General features: G+C 62.1%; 14 protein-coding genes and 2 pseudogenes. 2 read left to right on the forward strand and 14 right to left on the reverse strand.

The genetic code is table 11. The features are described 5' to 3' along the window. Positions 1 to 4: 4 nt before the first annotated feature. Positions 5 to 574: pseudogene (locus tag GY170_RS18505) on the reverse strand (integrase core domain-containing protein); the annotation flags it as partial. A gap of 1,091 nt (positions 575 to 1,665) precedes the next feature. Here GY170_RS18505 and GY170_RS09780 point away from each other — a divergent pair. Further along, positions 1,666 to 3,168, forward strand: a complete 1,503-nt coding sequence (locus GY170_RS09780) for a hypothetical protein (protein WP_163892780.1) — start codon at positions 1,666 to 1,668, stop codon at positions 3,166 to 3,168. A gap of 204 nt (positions 3,169 to 3,372) precedes the next feature. Here the strand turns inward: GY170_RS09780 and GY170_RS09785 are convergent, their stop codons facing one another. From GY170_RS09785 to GY170_RS09795, 3 genes and pseudogenes are all read right to left on the reverse strand, one after another. Beyond that, positions 3,373 to 5,433: a calcium-binding protein gene (locus tag GY170_RS09785; protein WP_163892782.1), complete on the reverse strand. Its 2,061-nt coding sequence runs from the start codon at positions 5,431 to 5,433 to the stop codon at positions 3,373 to 3,375. Positions 5,434 to 6,154: 721 nt separating this feature from the next. After that, positions 6,155 to 6,652 (reverse strand): annotated as a pseudogene (locus tag GY170_RS09790) (integrase core domain-containing protein); the annotation flags it as partial. After that, on the reverse strand, positions 6,574 to 6,945 hold the full coding sequence (locus GY170_RS09795; protein WP_163892788.1) for a beta-propeller domain-containing protein: 372 nt from the start codon (positions 6,943 to 6,945) through the stop codon (positions 6,574 to 6,576). The gene GY170_RS09795 and the pseudogene GY170_RS09790, both read right to left, overlap by 79 nt. Positions 6,946 to 7,193: 248 nt before the next feature. Between GY170_RS09795 and GY170_RS09800 the strand changes: the two genes are divergently transcribed. Next, positions 7,194 to 7,481, forward strand: a complete 288-nt coding sequence (locus GY170_RS09800) for a DUF4198 domain-containing protein (protein ID WP_163892792.1) — start codon at positions 7,194 to 7,196, stop codon at positions 7,479 to 7,481. 203 nt (positions 7,482 to 7,684) lie between these two features. Here the strand turns inward: GY170_RS09800 and GY170_RS09805 are convergent, their stop codons facing one another. The 10 genes from GY170_RS09805 to GY170_RS09850 all read right to left on the reverse strand — a co-directional run bounded on the left by GY170_RS09805 (position 7,685) and on the right by GY170_RS09850 (position 17,895). Continuing rightward, the gene (locus GY170_RS09805; RefSeq protein WP_163892795.1) at positions 7,685 to 8,665 is read right to left on the reverse strand and encodes an ABC transporter ATP-binding protein; all 981 of its coding nucleotides are present in this window, start codon (positions 8,663 to 8,665) and stop codon (positions 7,685 to 7,687) included. Next, positions 8,662 to 9,678 carry an ABC transporter ATP-binding protein gene (locus tag GY170_RS09810; RefSeq protein ID WP_163892798.1) on the reverse strand — a complete coding sequence of 339 codons (1,017 nt, stop codon included), beginning with the start codon at positions 9,676 to 9,678 and terminating at the stop codon, positions 8,662 to 8,664. Before GY170_RS09810 ends, GY170_RS09805 begins: the two co-directional genes overlap by 4 nt. Next, positions 9,675 to 10,520 carry an ABC transporter permease gene (locus tag GY170_RS09815; protein ID WP_163892800.1) on the reverse strand — a complete coding sequence of 282 codons (846 nt, stop codon included), beginning with the start codon at positions 10,518 to 10,520 and terminating at the stop codon, positions 9,675 to 9,677. Before GY170_RS09815 ends, GY170_RS09810 begins: the two co-directional genes overlap by 4 nt. Further along, entirely contained in the window at positions 10,517 to 11,557 is a 1,041-nt protein-coding gene (locus GY170_RS09820; protein ID WP_163892803.1) for an ABC transporter permease, read from the reverse strand. The genes GY170_RS09815 and GY170_RS09820 overlap by 4 nt, the downstream gene beginning before the upstream one ends. Continuing rightward, positions 11,554 to 13,152, reverse strand: coding sequence for an ABC transporter substrate-binding protein (locus GY170_RS09825; protein ID WP_167803309.1), 1,599 nt, complete (start codon positions 13,150 to 13,152; stop codon positions 11,554 to 11,556). Before GY170_RS09825 ends, GY170_RS09820 begins: the two co-directional genes overlap by 4 nt. Before the next feature lie 163 nt (positions 13,153 to 13,315). Then, positions 13,316 to 14,638 (reverse strand): amidase, encoded by a 1,323-nt coding sequence (locus tag GY170_RS09830; RefSeq protein WP_163892807.1) that lies wholly within the window; start codon positions 14,636 to 14,638, stop codon positions 13,316 to 13,318. Beyond that, on the reverse strand, positions 14,638 to 15,573 hold the full coding sequence (locus GY170_RS09835; RefSeq protein ID WP_163892810.1) for a polysaccharide deacetylase family protein: 936 nt from the start codon (positions 15,571 to 15,573) through the stop codon (positions 14,638 to 14,640). Before GY170_RS09835 ends, GY170_RS09830 begins: the two co-directional genes overlap by 1 nt. Further along, a complete protein-coding gene (locus GY170_RS09840; RefSeq protein ID WP_163892813.1) occupies positions 15,570 to 16,484 on the reverse strand; it encodes a polysaccharide deacetylase family protein in 915 nt (304 codons plus the stop codon). The genes GY170_RS09835 and GY170_RS09840 overlap by 4 nt, the downstream gene beginning before the upstream one ends. Then, positions 16,481 to 17,161 (reverse strand): isochorismatase family protein, encoded by a 681-nt coding sequence (locus GY170_RS09845; protein WP_163892816.1) that lies wholly within the window; start codon positions 17,159 to 17,161, stop codon positions 16,481 to 16,483. Before GY170_RS09845 ends, GY170_RS09840 begins: the two co-directional genes overlap by 4 nt. Beyond that, positions 17,161 to 17,895, reverse strand: a complete 735-nt coding sequence (locus GY170_RS09850) for a VOC family protein (RefSeq protein WP_163892819.1) — start codon at positions 17,893 to 17,895, stop codon at positions 17,161 to 17,163. Before GY170_RS09850 ends, GY170_RS09845 begins: the two co-directional genes overlap by 1 nt.

A 17,895-nucleotide genomic window follows, 5' to 3' on the forward strand; every position in this document is an offset into this window, starting at 1 on the left:
AAATTCACGGCATATCGATGGGCGCCGTGGATGATCTGGTGCGCGCCATTTGGTCTTCATTCGACCGTTGGATACTCCAACGGTGTAAGCCTGTCGCACCCGTGGTGGTTCTAGTCATCGCGCTAGATCAGATCACGGGCGTGGCGAATAATGGGGAAGAGGTGCTCGTTCACGCACTAATCCTGTAGGCGCCCGTTGAAGCTCTCCAAGAAGCCGGTCTGCATCGGCTGGCCGGGAGCGATGTAGTGCCAGTCGACCTTGCGGTCCTCCTGTCAGCTCAACATCGCGTTCGAGGTCAGTTTGGTGTCGTTGTCGCTGAAGACCGTACAAGGGTAGCCCTGCTCTTCGGCAATCCAGTCCAGTTCGCGGAGTCTTGGTGCCTCGAAAGCAAGGTGTCGACCGCCGTGGCTAGGCACTCCAGGCTGAAGTCGTCAATCACGCACCAGATGCGGCAGCATGCGAGATTTTCGGCGAAGGAGTCCAAGCTCCAGCGCTGGTTCGGCTTCTCCGGAATGGCCATCGGCGCCTGGGTCCCGAGCGTCCGCTTGCGACCCCCGCGCTCGCGCACGGCGAGGCAATTTGAGATTTGCGGAGGATTCGAGGGCCACATCGTGCGCAGTTTTGGTCTCTGAACTGGCTGCGTGCGGGAAGAGCCCGAGAATCTGGAGAGATTTTCCGCGATAAAACGGCAGAGCACCAAGTGTGTGAGTTCGGTGGCGGCGCTGGCAGGCAGGTTCGAACCGGTCTCGACATAAGCATGGTCATCGAGGAGCTGGCTGACATAGAGGAGTCAGCGGCGGTCTATATCGGCGTTGAGGTGCGCTAACGGAGGTACTTGAACCGATGTGCCGGTGAAGGGACAGCTCAGCATAGCTTCGTGTCTGTTGCCCAGAAGGGCGACGCGATAAGCGATCTGACGCCTCTTTTTGAGCTTCCGCCGAAAAGGCCGTGAGTGAAGGCTTTCTGGAACAACAGCAACACCATCGGCAGCGACGAGACGATGGCCGACGCCGTCAGCGGTCCGTCCTCGAACTGGAACGATCGCGCGTTTATGGTGAGGCCTCGGGCGAACGCCCGAGGGCAAGGAGCAAGCCGGTCCAGACGCCGCGACTCCACACGATGGCGGACGCCGGCATGCCCGAGATTGACGCCGGCATCTATTGGATCTTAAAGAAACACCCAGTCACGTCGCAGCCGTAGTTTAGCGCCTTTTCCCACGTCGTGCGGGGCACGGTGGCGAAATAGTAGCGTATGAAGAATGTGTAGAACGGGATACCGAGCGCCTGATTTACCACAGCCATAGATCGTGTCGTAGAACCTGAGGGCCGAAGAACCTGCTTGACGCCCTACCCGCTCAGCGAGACCAGCGGACGCGGAAAATCGGCAAACGCCTCAATAGTTGCTGGGGCACAAGCGCTCACGCAATGCAAAAGGCATCAGCATCTCTGCAGTCGTCTTCAACGAGGCAAAGATCGTTAGAAGCAGCAGGCCCAGACGGAAGACGGCGGCCACGAGCAGAAGCCCATGGCGCCGAAAAAGCTGCGTCGCAACAACATCATCTTGCCGCAACGCCAACAGCTACTCACTGAAAATCGGCCTTGCTGCCTAAAGGGAAGTTTGTTCTATCAACAGCGATGAGTTCAGATGTTGCGCAACGGAGGCGACATGCAAGAAAACGAACGGATCCTGCACATCGGCGCGCACCGGACCGGCACCACTTCCATGCAACACTACTTGCAAAAGAACGAACAGCATTTCAGTACAAATGACATTCGTGTCTTAATACCTCCTCATACGAGGCATTCAAGCTCTTGGCATGAAAATTTGGGCTCTGGTCGCTTTATTATTAGTGAAGAAAACATAGCCGGCACAATGGAGAATTGTCTAGCCAGCGGGAAGCTATATCCGAACATAAAGGAACGCATAGAGACTCTTGACCGACTGATCACCAATCAGACGACGATCTTCTTCACAATGCGCAGATCTGCCGATTGGTGGCGGTCCGTGGCTACCTTCTGTGTTTCACGGGGTCTGGCTAACCCGAGCAGAGCTGACTTCTCAAACATTACCAACTCGGACCGAGGTTGGGCCGATGTTGTCCGAGACATCCGCCAAGCAGCACCTCAAGCTAGAATTGTAGTGCGCGAATTCGAATGGAAGCGCAACAACCCCAAGCAACAACTACTTCAAACTGCCCAATGGGACGAACTTCGATCCAGTACTGCGTTTCGGGATGTTCACAACAAAGCTCCGGTGATTGAAGAAATTATCGCGCAACTAATTGAACGAGAAGACTTTGAGGCAGTAAGGGAAACCCAGAAGACCGGGTTAAGCTTCTTCACACAAGACGAAACCGATAAACTCGATAAAATGTATCAACGAGACTTAGAGGCCGTTGCGAATATGAAGGAAGTAGCGTTCTATTCCGCCCCTACCTCCCATAGAATCCCGATAACGGCCGACGTCGAGAAGCTACCCCAAGTCAATAGGCCGCCCCCCCCTCGCTGCATTCTTCACATTGGAAAAACAGGCGGCACTTACCTTAAATCAAGGATCAGAACTGCGGCGGAGCGCGACAAACACCTTCATCTCTGCGATCATTCCGAGACATTGGTATCTACACTAAAGTCACATGGCAGGAATAGAAAAATCGGCTTCTTCTTTAGAGACCCTCAGTCCCGCTTCGCATCTGCATTTTTATCCCGAATGCGCCAGGGCCGCCCAATTTATAACTCTGTATGGTCAACGGCAGAAGCCATATCATTTTCGTTCTTTGAGAGCCCAAATCATCTCGCGGAGAGTTTGTACTCAAAAGACGAGCGTCTCCGGTCAGCAGCAGATTTCGCGATGGGCAACATTCAGCATTTGAAACTAGGGATGCAGTACTTCCTGCACTCTCCTGCAGCTGTGGATTACGAGTGGAATTCGGGAAATATCATTTTCTGCTGCGAAACGCATTCTATCGATTCGAACTGGTCAGCCATAATTGACGCGCTAGCACTTAGCCAAATGGATAGGGCCGTCATCTCCGAGGATGGTATTCGGCATCACGGAACCGAAGCCATCCTTTCCGAAAACGCGAAAGCAAACTTACGAGTTTATCTCAAGAGAGAATATGACATCTACGAAAAGTGCTCCGAAGTTTCTCGCGCAATGGGGATGGCGTGAATCACGTTATTCTGGCAGAGAGGCTGAACAGGATCCTTCGACAAAAATATTTGTTAGCTTGTCGCCAGGGACTCGAAAGACATATTTCGAACCCATTTAATGACCACGCATATTCTTGTCGGAAACTACTATAAATTTTCATCTTGGCGCGGGCCGCGCTTTGCCTGTCACCCTTGAAATAGTTCAGCAGGATCTCTCATAAAGTCAAATCCATAGGTCAGCTATCCAGTCCTGAGCGTGATATTCTGGGAGATCAATCTGTGCAAATACAACCCCATCGTTCCGAAGATCCAGAGTCAAACAGTCATTTTTCTTCTCAGCAGTAATTGTAAGTGATCCAAATCCCTCCGCGCTACTTTCGCAAACTGTGGCTACGAAGTAGCCCCCTTCGGAAATTGCAGTTAGAGTCTCAGCGCGCTCAAGCAGCTGAGATAAGTCGAGCTTGTCAACGCCTGGGTCGAAATCTTCAATTCTAAGATAGTGTGTTGCCGGATCTACCACAAAGTAGTCCGCGCCTTGACCGCCCTGTACGACATCACTACCACCATCATTGAAGATTATGTTATTCCCGGCACCCCCAAACAGAAACTCGTCTGTCGTATCGCCTGTAAGTGCCTCGCTGCCTTCTGCCCCAAAATGGTCTGAGCCGTTCTCTTGGTTGGGAGGTAATGGTGCCCCTGAACCATCGTATAGAAACATCACCTCATACGGCTGAAGAGTAACCTCAATAACGCCGCCGGAAATCAGCGAAGCTGCTGAGAACTTTCTGACATCGGCAGCGACGTCTGCTTCTGCCCAGTAGTCGTCAACAGGCCTTCCATTGTAAGTTCCGTCTGAGGTGGCCTCATCCACACCCACGATGATTACGTGGGAATCACTAGATATTCGAGCGGGGACACTCACCCTCACGACCTGCACCGTTTCGCTCAGTGAGCTTGTAGCGAAAAGGAAGCGATCCGGGCTTGAGAATACGTAAGTTTCGCAGTTGTCTACCTTAGGCCCCGTTGAAAGCACCGTTCCGCGAGTGAGGCCAGAAAGGAACTTGAACATTTCACCTGCCGGCGTAAGCTGCGCTCCGCTTGCCGCGAGGCTGACCGGCTTGTACTGTGCCGACCAAAAATCGAGTTGATCCACCCCCTCGCTAACGAAGGTTGCGAACATCTTGAGCATGACGGGAAGCTGCTGTAGTCCGTGTGTATCCACATTCTTGTGGTTTACATTCCACTCTGAAAAAATGATGTCCAAGTTGTCATTGAACTTTGGATTCTCTTCCCATAATCTCATTTGATCCACTGACCAACCGATAATCGAGTCAATATTTTCGTAGGCATGCTCGTTCACTTGCCCGTCGTGACTACCTGCGTCATAGTAATAGTGGCTAACTACTGCGTCGACAGCAGCCGCCTCGCTTGCGTTAAACTCCGCCATCACTTTCTGGTTCTTTTCGGAAAGCGTCGCGAGCGACGTTCCTTCATTTGCGGATTCTGTCCAGACTTGGATAGCAATCTTGGGCTCGGTCCAACTCAAGGAATCGCTTTGTTGAGCATAATCGTCGATCGCTCTCTGAGCGATCTCTGCAATGGCGCTTGCTACTCGTCCATACTCAACTGCAGACATATGTGTCTCGTATTCGTTTCCAATCTCAAAGCGCGAGATAACCCGCGGGCCACCAGCTTCGAGTGCCTGCATTACGAAATTGTAGACGTCGTTCTCGGCCGCAACATCAAAATCGCGGTGACCCTCGATCTTGTTTTCAGTCAACGTCTCTGCTGTTGGTATGACAACCGATGCCTTCCATCCAGCCGCTTTGCAGTGCTGTAGAAATTCCGTTAGCGGCATCACTTCCTGCCGCTGACCATCTGAAGTTATATAATGGGCCTGATCAGGGTCCTGCAAGCTGAGAGACGTTTCGGCAGCGATCCCGCCGGGGTATCGGATTGTGCCGGAATTCAAACTCTCGACTATTTCGTCAAACTTTTCCCAAGGTTGATCGCCGATCCTCTCAAAGTCGTAAACAAAATTAACACCAAAATGGCTTGCATTGATGCTCGCTGACGCTTCCGCCCACTGACGATCGACGCTGAATTTCAGTCTTGAGTTGTCGAAGTCCCTCGGAATTTCCTCAAGATGCTGGATTACTGAGCAGACATCAGAATCTCTGCTTTCACTGTGGAACGATGCCGATATGCCCGAGGTCGATTTGGTATTCAGGTTTGCTTCGTGACAATGCGGTTCCTGACCGCTACTCGTAGTAACATTCAGCATTCATACACCCACGCTTTAGCCGCGTGAATGATTGGCTGACGTTTCTCTACAAATACCTTACGGAACTTTGAAGTTCTCTATAGTTTTATTCTAATTCTGTGCGGTCGAGGTGCCTGTCGTTCTTCATACGCTCTCTTCGTAACTCCTGGCTGGCCTCTGTAATCAGAATTCCTGTTAACTCGGCTGAGCGGGGGAGACCTAGATCGTAGTAAAGGATTAGCGCCTGTTCATGCGTGGATATCGCCCATGAGGCCGCAATTAGGCCCCGCTTCCGCCTGATCAGCGAGGCCCGCTTGGATGGGTTGTGGAAGCTGTAGACTTCCCAACCGCTTCCCATATCGAACTGTTGTCGAGGGTATTTTCTATCGAACATGAGATTTCCGAATACTTGGAGCGGGCCGTTGCTGATTTAACAGTGTTTGAGGCTGACAGGAGGGTGTTAAGCGTTCGTCAACAAGGGGAGGCGCTTACACATCTTCCTCAAGCGGTCGCCGCACCACCTTCGAGGAGTATAGCTGTCGCCCCGCCCAACAAAAGGAAGGTTAAGACGGGAAGCTGATGTTGACGGAATCTTTGAAGAGCCTCGGCGCCCTGCTTTCGAGTTGCTTTTGGATGCCTCATGACCTGAGACCCGCTACTACTCCACCTCAAGGTCGAGCCCAGTCCAATCTGCTCTGCTCCCAAATCCTGGATCGCCGGCGGCTGGAATTTGCGGCTTCGATCACGGCGACGGGCTGGTTGCGCCACCGAGAACGTAAAGGTCGATCGGTTCTATCCGATCGCGCTGTGCGGTCTGACCTCGTCGTAGTCTCGACGTGAAGTTTCCAGCTTCTCGCGAGCATCGACAAGAACCATGAAACAGGGGGCGTTCAGGCATTCCGACCGAACTTGCTGTTGAAGGTCTCGATGTAGCCGTTGTCGGTTGGATTGCCGGCCGCGGGACCTCTAGGGTGACGTCGTTGGCGTAAGCCCAGAGATCAGTTTCCCAACTGACGAACGCAGTCCCTTTGTCGACCTTGATCGTCTGCGGATCGCCGATCTGGTGGCAGACGGGTTCCAGCGTCTGGATGACGTCCTCGCCGCGGTAAGCCGAGCGTTGATCGGCCGCCAGACGGTAGCGCGAGTGGGTGTCGACGATGGTCAAAAACGGGAGCTCCTTTCCGAGCGCGACTTGTTCGTGGACGAAGTCCATCGCCCATCCCTCGTTCGGCCCGGCAGCCTCCTGGCTGCGCCACGCAGCGTGCGGCTCCCAGTCGGCGCCTTCAAAGTCGACCACCTGAACCGCATGGCGCCCACCCCGGACATCGAGTGGATGATGAAATAGCGCCCGCCGTTCGAGCGGTAGAAGGGACGCACTAGCTCGGGCCGCAACGGCGTGACGAGGATCTGTCGATCCTTCAACTGGGGAGTGCCGAGCCGGTAAAACCAGACCGCGTGATTGACGAACGAGGCGGCGGTGTCGGCGACCGGATCCTGATAGCGGTTGTAGAAGAACCCCGAGCCGGCGCCCATTCCAGCGCCGTGGACCGTGCCCAATCCACCCGATCGTCCAGCACCGTGCCGCTCGCCACGTCGAGCACACGCAGGCTGCGCCAGTCGCTGCCGCCCTCCTAACGGGCGAAGACGAGATGGTTTCGTCAATCTCGTTTTCAATTCCGACGGCGTCTCGACGGATTAGGAGCGCAGGATGGGCCTGGCGACAGAGATCGTGCCGCTCACCAAGCCCTACAGAGTCCTCGCCGGCTCGACCTTTCGGCTAGTTGCCGACGAATGACGACCCGGCGTCGGGCTGGCAGGTTGAGGTCATCTACCATGCCGATGCCCCTGACGTGGAAAGCCACGCCATGCCGGACGAAGACGTGACCTTTCCGCAGGGCGGCCTCCTCGTCGCCACGACCCACGAGAACGGCCTCTTTGCCTTCGGCATCCCCACCGCCTGCTTCTGGGGCTTCGCAGCACTCGGCGTCGGCTTGCAGTATCGCGCCGGAGACAGCGCCTTCCTGTCAAAGGACGCGATCATGTGGGTGCAGGACGTTGATGTCGACTAGCTTGGCGCGTGACGGGAGGCAGATACGGCCGGTCTTCGCGAAAACCCGATGGTCGGGCGGGAGCCAGGCGTGGCTGGCATAGCGGCACGCCCGAGCCGTTTTGAGTTGAGTGTAGCGACCATCAGGTCGCTGGCCGATGTCAAGGAAGGTGACAATGCACCGATCAGGAGGCCTGCCTCCGTGCAACCATACTCTGCGGCCGTTTATCCGTGAGCCCTTTCTGGCTCAGCTCCCGAGCCGGCAGCGATCTCCTCGGCGAAATGGCAGGCGACCTCGTGAGACCCTACGGCCCGCAGCTCCGGCCGCGCCTCGGCGCAGGCGGCACGCGCGAAGGGGCAGCGGGTGCGGAAGGCGCAGCCCGAGGGCGGGTTGACCGGGCTCGGGACGTCGCCTTCCAACGTCACCGTTCGGCCGGTCTTGGCGGCCTCCTCGGGGATCGAGTGGATCAGGGCCTGCGTATAGGGATGCAGGCGGCTGGCCCAGACATCTTCTGCCGCGCCGATCTCGACGATGCGGCCGAGATACATCACCGCGATGCGGTGCGAGATGTAGCGCACCACGGCAAGGTCGTGGCTGATGAAGAGGTAGGAGAGACCAAGCTCCTTCTGGATGTCGAGCAGCAGGTTCAGCACCTGCGCCTGCACCGAGACATCGAGCGCCGAGACCGCCTCGTCGCAGACCAGCAGGTTGGGGTTCAAGACCAGCGCCCGCGCAATGGAAACGCGCTGGCGCTGCCCGCCGGAGAGCTCGTGCGGCATCCGTTCGAGGTGGTAATCCGACAGGCCTACCTTGCGGGCCGTCTCGATGGCCCGTGTGCGGTGGGCCGAGCGGCTTTCCTCACCCGCCACGCTGAGCGGCTCGGTGATGATGCGCTCGACCTGCAGGCGCGGGTTGAGTGCGCCCGACGGGTCCTGGAAGATCATCTGGACGTTGCGGGCGCGCTGCAGCCGCGCGGCCTTGCCGCGACCGGCGGTGACACCCTCGATCTCGACGCTGCCGCCGTTGGGCTTGTCGATGCCGGTCACGCAGCGGGCCAGCGTGGACTTGCCGCAGCCGCTTTCGCCGACGAGGCCGAGCGTCTCGCCCCGGGCGATCTCCAGCGAGATGCCATCGACGGCGCGAAGGGCGCCGCGGGCCGTGTCGTGATGGACCTGCAGGTCCGTCAGCTTGAGGACGGCACTCATTGGGCAAGCTCCTTGGGCGCATCGGTCTGACGATCCACCGGGAAGTGGCAGCGCACGGCATGGCCGCCCTGCCCTGTCTCCAGCATCGGGCGGGTCGTGGCGCAGACCTCCTGCGCATAGGGGCAGCGGTCGCGGAAGACGCAGCCGGCGGGCCGATCCTCCGGCGCCGGCACGCTGCCGCGGATATCTGCAAGGCGCGGCGCCCCGGCGGCGAAGCTGCCCGTGGGCCGCGCAGAGATGAGGCCGAGCGTGTAGGGGTGGCGCGGGTTATCCAGCACCGCCTCGACGGCGCCCTCCTCCACCACCGAGCCGGCATACATCACTACGATGCGGTCGGCGACGAGGCGCACGACATCTAGGTCGTGGGTGATCATGAGCAGGCCGAGGTTTTCCTCGCGCTGCAGGCTTGCGAGCAATTCCAGGATCTGCGCCTGCACGGTCACGTCGAGCGCGGTGGTCGGCTCGTCGGCGATCAGGAGCGCGGGGTTGCAGGCGATGGCCATGGCGATGACGACGCGCTGGCGCATGCCGCCCGACATCTGGTGCGGATATTCTCCCAGCCGCTCCTCTGGGTCGGGGATCTTGACGAGGCGCAGAAGCTCCAGCGCCCGCTCATGCGCCGCCTTGCGCGAGACGTCGCGATGGGCGCGCACCATCTCGGCGATCTGGGCGCCGATGGTCATCACCGGGTTCAGCGCCGTCAGCGGCTCCTGGAAGATCATGCCCATCTTCTCGCCCCGCAGGCGCCGAAGCTTCCTCTGCGAGAGGCCCTGGATCTCCTCGCCGCCGAGCCGGATCGTGCCGCCCACCACCTTCAGGTTGCCGGCCAGAAGCCCCATGACGGAGAGCGCCGTCAGCGACTTGCCGCAGCCGCTTTCGCCGACGAGGCCGACCGTCTCGCCGCGGCGGACCTCAAGGCTCATCTGCTCGACGATTGGGGCCTTGGTGCCCTGCCCGATGCGCAGCTTGTCGATCTGCAGGATGGGGGGCTCGCTGCCGGTATTCAGACTCATGTCCGCTCCTTCAGGCGCGGGTTCAGCACGTCGTTGAGCGCATCGCCGATGAGGTTGAGCGCCAGCACGGTGAGGACGAGCGCGACGGCCGGCACGATGGTGATATAGGCCTCTGTCCGCAGCTGCTGGCGGCCCACGTTGAGCAGCGTCCCCCAGCTCATCACGTTGGGGTCGCCGAGGCCGAGGAAGGCGAGGCTGGCCTCGACGATGATCGCATTGGCGACGAGGACGGAGGTGGTCACGATGATCGGCGCCATGCAGTTCGGCAGGATCTGCTGGAAGACGATGCGCATGTCGGACATGCCGATGATCTTGCAGGACTGCACGAAATCATAGGTCCGCAGCCGCAGCACATCGGCCCGCACCAGCCGCGCGATGATCGGCCAGGCGACGATGGAGATCGCGAAGGTGATCGTGGGCAGCGAGGCACCGATGATGCCGACGATGGCGATGGAGAGCAGGAAGTTCGGGATGGTCTGGAAGGCATCGGTCAGCCGCATCAGCGCGTCATCGACCTTGCCGCCGAAATAGCCCGCGATGGCGCCCACGACGATGCCGACGATGAGCGCGATGGCCGCCGAGGCGATACCGACGAAGAGCGACACGCGCGCGCCGTAGAAGATGGCGGAGACGATGTCGCGGCCGTAGGTGTCTGTCCCGAGCGGAAAGCGCGGGTCCACCCCGGGGTGCAGGCGCGTCGGGCCCACCATGGCCCAGGGGCCTTCGGGGAAGATCCAGCCCGCCGAGACGGACATCAGGATGATCGCCGCGAGCAGCAGAAGGCCGAAGAGGCCCGAGGGGTGGCGGGCGAGCCGCCGGATATGTGCGAAGGTCCCCGTCATTTCAGGTTCACCCGCGGGTCGAGCACCATGTAAAGCATGTCGATCACGAAATTGACGGTCACCACCGCCAGCGACGAGGTGAAGATCACCCCGAGCAGCAGGTTGGTGTCGCGTTGCAGGACAGCGTCATAGGCCGTGCGCCCCATGCCGGGCAGGCCGAAGACCGTCTCGATCAGCACGGCGCCGCCTACGAGCGAACTCACCTGCAGGCCGGCCATGGTGATGAGCGGCAAAAGCGCGTTGCGCAGCGCGTGCACGTAGAAGACGCGCCCCTCCGAGATGCCCTTGGCGCGGGCGGTGCGCACGAAATCGAGGCGCATCACCTCCAGCATCGAGGCGCGGCCGATGCGGCCGTAGATGGCGATGTAGAAGGTGCAGAGCGCGACGACGGGCAGCGTCAGGTGGCGCGTCACGTCCCAGATATGCTGCCAGCCGGTATAGCCCATGCCGACGCTCTCATAGCCTGCGATGGGCATGAGCCCGAGCTTCAGCCCGAAGACGAGGATCAGCATGATCGCCACGATGAAGCTGGGCGTCGCGTAAAGCAGCAGCATGAAGATGGAGATGCCAAGGTCCACCGGCTTGCCGGCATTGCGCGCGGCGGCGATGCCGAAGAGCGTGCCGATGACCATCGACAGGCTGACCGAGGCGACGACGAGGATGGCTGTCACGGGCAGGCGGGCGAGGATCACATCCGTCACCGGCGCCGCGTTGATGGGCGAATAGCCGAAATCGAAGGTCGCGAGCAGGCCCATGTAGCGGACGAGCTGGATCACCAGCGGCTGGTCGAGCCCGTAGCGGGCGCGCAGCTCTGCCGTCTGCTCGGCGGTGAGGTCGCGGGTGCCGGCGAGCACGTCGACGAAATCGCCGGGCGCGAGCTTCATCAGGAAGAAGCTGCCGACCATGACCAGCACCATGACGAGAAGGGCCTGGACCAGCCGGCGCAGGATGTAGCGCCCAAGCGGGGAAGACAGGGCCGCGAACGGCCCCGCCTTTTTTGTCCCGTTCCCGGTGATGGGTCCGGAGGTTTGTGTCATTGCTCGACCCAGGTCTGCTTGAGGCTGCCGAGGGCGCCGAGCGCATCGGGGGCGAAGTCATGCACCCGGGTGCTGGCCAGCGTCGGCGCGGCGGCAATGTCGACCATCTTGACGATGGGCAGATCCTCGTAGGCGATCTGCTGGAACTCGGCATATTGCGCGATGCGGGCCTCCTCATCCATCTCGATGGAGGCCGCGTTCAGGAGCTCGTCGACCTCGGGGTTGTCGTAATGCGCCCCGTTCGAGAAGCCGGTGCCGGGCTGGAAGTTGCTCGACAGGTAGAAGCGGTGCACCCCGATCGTGGGATCGACGCCCATCGTGGCGGTGTAGAGCACCAGGTCGTGCTTGCGCTCCGTCCAGACCGTCGTGACGAAGACGGCGAAGTCCTGCTGGCGCACCTCGACGTCGATGCCGACCTGCCGGAGCACCTCGCGGATATAGGCCGAGGAATTGATCGATTCCGTGCCCCAGGGCGAGGGATCGAGCATCAGCTTGAAGCGCATGTCGCCCTCGCCGCGCGGGTAGCCCGCCTCGTCGAGCAGCTCGTTGGCCTTCGCGAGGTCGAACGGATAGCTCGGCACGCCCTCGGTCGTGTAGAAGGGCCGCTGGTCATAGTGCAACGGCGAGGCACCGGTCTGGCCCATGCCGTAGAAGACATTCTCGAGGATCCAGTTGGTGTCGATGGCATGGGCGATGGCCTGCCGGACGAGCTTGTTGGCGAGGATCTCGTTCTCGAGGTTGAACTCGAGTTGCAGGCCGCTCGGCATCGCCTCGAAGCCGGTGGTGGTCATCTCGAAGCCATCCATCTCGGCGATGCGCAGGATCTCCTGCGTGGGGATCATGCCGAGGAAGATCGCGTCGGTCTGGCCGGATTCCAGCATCGCGGCACGGGTCGCCGGATCGGGCACGAACTGCACGATGAAGCGGTCGAGCAGCGGGTAGCCTTCGTCCCAGTAATCCTCGTAGGGCACCATGACGACGGCGGAGCCGATCTCGTAGCTCTCCAGCTTGAAGGGGCCGGTGCCGACGGGGGCGGTGTTCACCGGGTTCTCCATGATGTCGGTGCCCTCGTAGAGGTGCGCCGGCAGGATGGGGCATTCGCGGCTGTCGAGCGCGCGCATCATCGCGGGCGACGGCTTCGAGAGGTTGAAGACCGCGGTGTAATCGTCGGGCGTATCGACAGACGTCAGGTTGGCGAAGGTGTTCACGCCGCGCCCGTGGTGGACCTTCAGCACCTCCATGAAGGTGAAGGCCACGTCATGCGAGGTGAAGGGCTCGCCATCATGCCAGGTCACGCCCTCGCGGAGGGTGAAGGTCACGGTCAGGCCGTCTTCGCTGATCTCCCAGGCGGTGGCGAGCGAGGGCTTGGGGACCATGCCGCTTTCGTAGCCGAGGAGGCCATCGTAGAACTTGGGCGACAGGAAGCTCTCGGGGCCCGAGGTGGAGATGGCGGAGTTGAGGTAGGTCGGCGCCGGCCAGAACGGCGTGCGCAGGATGCCGCCCGCATCTTGGGCGAGCGCGGGGCCGGAGGCCACCATGCCGGCGGGGACAAGGCCGGCGGCGGCGAGGCTGCCGAGGAAACCACGGCGGTTCATTTCAAACGACTTGGACAAGGGTACGTACTCCGTATTGCGCGATGATCGCGAGACAGTCGGGCCCGCCGGTGATGGGATTTGGCGGGGCCAGTGGGGGTAGTCGCGGCGCGCATCGCTTGCGCCAGGATAGAGGAACGGGAGGGAGAAGCGGGACACAGCTCTGTCAGAGGGAAGCCTCCTCTGACGCCTGACCACCGGGTCGGCGCGGCTGCGGCAGAAGGGCCCCGAGCTGGCCAGCCAGGGCGATGAGCCGCCGGTCGCTGTAGCGCGGACCGGCGAGGGTGACGCCGACAGGCAGGCCGTTCGGGCCGGTGAGGCCGGGCACATTGACCGTGGGCATGTGCAGGAGCGTCCATATCCGGTTGAAGATCGCGGCGCCGGTATCCTGCGGGCCCAGCGGCGCTTCGCCGGGGGCGCTGGGCGTAAGCACGGCATCGAACGGAGCCGCGAGCCGGTCGAACTCGGCCCGGCAAGCTGCGGCAAGGTCGAGCACGGCAAGCAGATCGGCGCGGCTGTCGCCCCGCTCGTTGCGCAGGATCGAGACGAGCTCTGGGTAGAGCGCCTCGCCGAGCTGGCGCCAGTCGGCAAGGAAAGAGCTGCGCATCTCGGCCTGCATGATGACGCGGTGCGCCTCGGTCAGGCCGCCAAACGCCTCCGGCAGCTCCAGCTCGGTCAACTCGGCGCCGGCCTCAGAGAGGGCGCGGGCGGCGGTGGCGATGGCCTCGCGCGTTTCCGGCAGGGCCTTGTCCCAGACGGGCGTCTTGCAGAGCGCGATGCGGGCGCCTTGCAACGTTGCGGGCGCGGGCACAGCCTCGATCCCCAGCACCTCGGCGATCAGGTCGAGGTCTTCCGCACTCCGGGCATACCAGCCGAGCGTGTCGAAGCTCGCGGCGCAGACCTTGAAGCCCTCGGCGCTGACGGCGTTCCACGTCGGCTTGATGGCATAGACCCCGCAGTAAGAGGCGGGGCGGATCACCGAGCCACCCGTCTGGGTGCCGAGCGCCACCGGCACCTGCCCGTCCGCCACCGCGGCGGCGGAGCCGGAGGACGACCCGCCGGGCGTGCGGGACGGATCATGCGGGTTGGTCGTGGCGGCGCGGCGGCCGTTCACGGCGAATTCCACAGTATCGCATTTGCCCATCATCACCGCCCCGGCCTGCCGGAGGATGGCGACGCTCGCGGCGTCGATATTGGGGAAATGCCCTTCGAAATGCGGCGAGTTGAAGCTCGTCGGCATGTCCTTGGTGTAGATGATGTCTTTCACGCCGATGGGCAGCCCGGCAAGCGGCCCCTGCCCCGCCGCCTCGGCCCGCGCCATGGCGGCATCGGCGTCGAGGAAGGTCCACGCGCGCACCTCGCCATCGCGCGCCCGCCAGCGCTCCAGGCAATCGGCCATGAGCGCGCTGGCGGAGAGCGCGCCGGCGCGCATCTCGGCCAGCGCCTCGCGGGCGGTCAGCCAGTTGGCGGGGGGACGCGCGGGGGTCATCAGGCTTCCAGCTCCAGCGCAGTCCACTGCCGGCAGATCTCGGCGCCGGTGGCGGTGGCCACCCCGTCCGCCGACATGAAGCGGGTCAGCAGGCGGTTCAGCGCGTCGACGCGGCCGGGCTGGCCGATGACCCAGGGCGAGAGCGACAGCGACAGGATGCGCCCGCCGCGCTCGCGGCTTTCGGCAAGCATCATGTCGAAGGCGGCGCCGAGCTGGTATTCGTAATCCTCGATGGGCATGTGCTGCGCGGCGAGGATCTTGTGATCCGACAGGTCGTAGGAGAGCGGCATCTGCGTCAGATCGCCGGCCCGCGTGTGAAACGCGTAGGGCATGTCGTCATTGATCCAGTCGCAGATATACTGCCCGCCCGCTTCGGCCACGAGATCGGGCGTGACGGCCGATTGCGAATGCGACGGCGAGTGCCAGCCAGTGACGGGCTGGCCGGAGACGTCGCGCAGGGTGCCGAAGGCCTCGGCCACCAGCGCCTTCTCCTCGGCCTCGCTCAAACCCGAATGGTGCAGATGCCCCATGTCGGTGCCGGCGGCGGCAACCTCCCAACCCCGCTTCAGCACGTCAGCCATGAGCCGCGGGTAGCGGGTGGCGAGCACCGAATTCATCGCCGCCGTCGGGCGGATGCCGTTCGCGTCCAGCACCTCCATCAGCCGGTAGATGCCGACGCGGTTGCCGTAGTCTCGGCTGGAGTAATCCCAGACGCTGGGCGCCGGGCGCTCCATCGCGCCGATGGGCTTCACGGGGCCGCGGGGCATGTCCATCGGGAAATGCTCCAGATGCACCGTCACCCAGACCATCAGCGAGGCGCCGCCCTGCCACTCGAACTTCGGCAGATCGCGCAGATAGCGGATGCCGTAGTGGCCCTGATCCATCTGGGGCCCGCGGTTCGGGTAGTCGAAGTAATCGTCTGAAATCAGGCTCATGCCGCGCCCTCCATCCAGCTTTGGAAGCTGTCGTAATAATTCGCCTCGAAATGGGCGGCGATCTCGCGCCCGGTCGCCAGCCAGACCTTGTCGTGGCCGGTGATGTATTTCAGCGCCTCGTCGAGGATGTGCAGCCGGTGCGGCTGGCCGATCAGGTAGGGGTGCAGCGGCAGGCACATGACGGTGCCGCTCTCCTCCCCTTCCGCATAGAGCCGGTCGAAATGGCTCGTGATGATGGAGAGGTAATTGCGCGGCGAGATGTTCTTGAAGTTCAAGACCGGCACGTCGTTGCATTCCATCATGTAAGGCACGCTGACGAGGCGGTTCTCGCTGCGGGTCTTCACAGGCATGGGCTGGTCGTCATGGAAGAGATCGAGCGTGTATTTCACGCCCTCCTCCGCCAGCAGATCCTGCGTGGTCTCGAGGTTCGAGATCGCGGGCGAGAGCCAGCCGTCGAGATCCTGCCCCGAAGCGCGCAGAATAGTCTCCCGGCTGTCGCGGATGATCTGCCGCTGCTGATCCTCCGTCATGTCGTAGAGGTAGCGGGTGTTGTAGACGCCGTGCGAGAACAACTCCCACTCCAGCTCGCAGCAGCGCTCGATGATGGCGGGGAAGTGGTCGCAGACCGCCACGTTCAGCGAGACAGAGCCGCGCACGCCGTGCCGGGCCATGACATCGGCCATGCGGTGAAAGCCGACGCGGTTGCCGTAGTCGCGCATCGAGTAGTTCAGGATGTCGGGCTCGGGCCGATACCAGACCTCGCGCGTCGGCGACGGCGGCGGGGCGTATTCATAGAACTCGATATTGGGCGCGACCCAGAAGGCCACGCGCGCGCCGTTCGGCCATTCGATATTCGGGCGGCCGGTGTAAGGCGCGTAATCGTAGGAAAAGGGCTCGGCCCAGGCTGTCATGGCTGGTCTCCTGCGGGAAGGCGGGCGGCAAGGCGGGCGAGCACATCATCCACCGGCACCACGTCGCCGTATTTGAAGGCGATGTCGTAGAGGTTGGCGTAATGGGCGCCCTCCTCGCGGTCGGCGACCGTCTCTTCGGGCACGCAGACGCGGTAGCCGAGCGAGAGTGCATCCATCACCGTGCCGCGCACGCAGCCCGAGGTGGCGCCGCCGGTGACGATGACCGTGTCGACGCGGTGGAAGTTGAAATAGCTCGGCAGATGCGTCTCGAAGAAGCACGAGCTCATGCGCTTGTGCAGCTTCAGATCGCCGGGCTCGATGTCCAGCCGCCGGTCGAACTCCGCCTGCGGGCTGTCATGGCCGACCTTGTGCAGCGCCATGTCGCTGGTGGAGAGCTTCGACCACATGCCGGCATCGGAGCCATCCGGCAGATAGGCGACATAGGCCCAGACGACCGGCCCGCCGAGGGCACGCACGGCGCGGGCGAGCGCGTTCGTCGCCTCGAACTGACGGGGATGGCCGGCATAGGCGGAGGAAAAGCTCGCGGTATCCGTATAGCGGCGCTGCAGGTCGACGTTGATGAGCGCGATGGTCTCGCCGAGGCCCCGGGCGGGAACGCGCGGGTTGGCCTGGTAGTCGAGAAAGATCTGCTTTGAGGTCTTGTCGGTCGGCTGCATCAGGGCGCCTCCATCGTCAGCGGCGCGCCATGGGTGAGCGCGGCGTCGAAGCTGGCCGCCTCAGGCCCGGTGAGGACGACCTCGAGGATGCCGCCGCCAGCGCGGGCGCCGGGGATGTCCATCGGGAGGACCTCCACCCAGCCGTCGGCGAAGGTGTAGCGGCCCGGCGCGGTCTCTTCGCAGCCGATGACCGTCAGGGCCTCGCCAACCGCCCGGGCATCGTCCGTGGTCAGGCGCAGGCCGACCATGCCGGTCGCGCCGTTGGCATGCGGCTTCGGCGCGGGGATGCGGGCGCCCCGGCCCTCGACATCGCTGACGAGGAACGGCAGGGCGACGTCGCCGCCGGCCCCGCGCCCGCACATCAGCAGGTCGAGCCCCCAGGGCGTACCGCCGGCAATGACATTCGCCACCCGCACCGGGCCCTTCACGGGGTGCCCCGCCGCCGCCATCGCCGCGCCGGTCTCGGCCACGTCGGGCAGCGTGAAGCTCCAGTCGGCCCAGCCCTCGCCGGCGGCGAGCACCTCGCCGAGGCGATGGGCGGCCTGATCCTCGGGCGAGGCGAAGGCGGTCAGCAGGATGTAGCTGCCATCGTCGAAGGAGACGAAGCGGAAGCGCGTCTTGCCGTGCTCGGTGTCGGCGCGCTCCTGCACGGTGAAGCCGAGCGCGGTGAAGTCGGCCTCGGCAGCGGCGAGGTCATCCACGAGCAGGACGATATGGTCGTAGGGGGTGGGCAT

The organism is Pseudoroseicyclus tamaricis, from assembly GCF_012070395.1.
In the GTDB taxonomy this organism is placed as follows: Bacteria; Pseudomonadota; Alphaproteobacteria; order Rhodobacterales; family Rhodobacteraceae; genus Pseudoroseicyclus_A; species Pseudoroseicyclus_A tamaricis.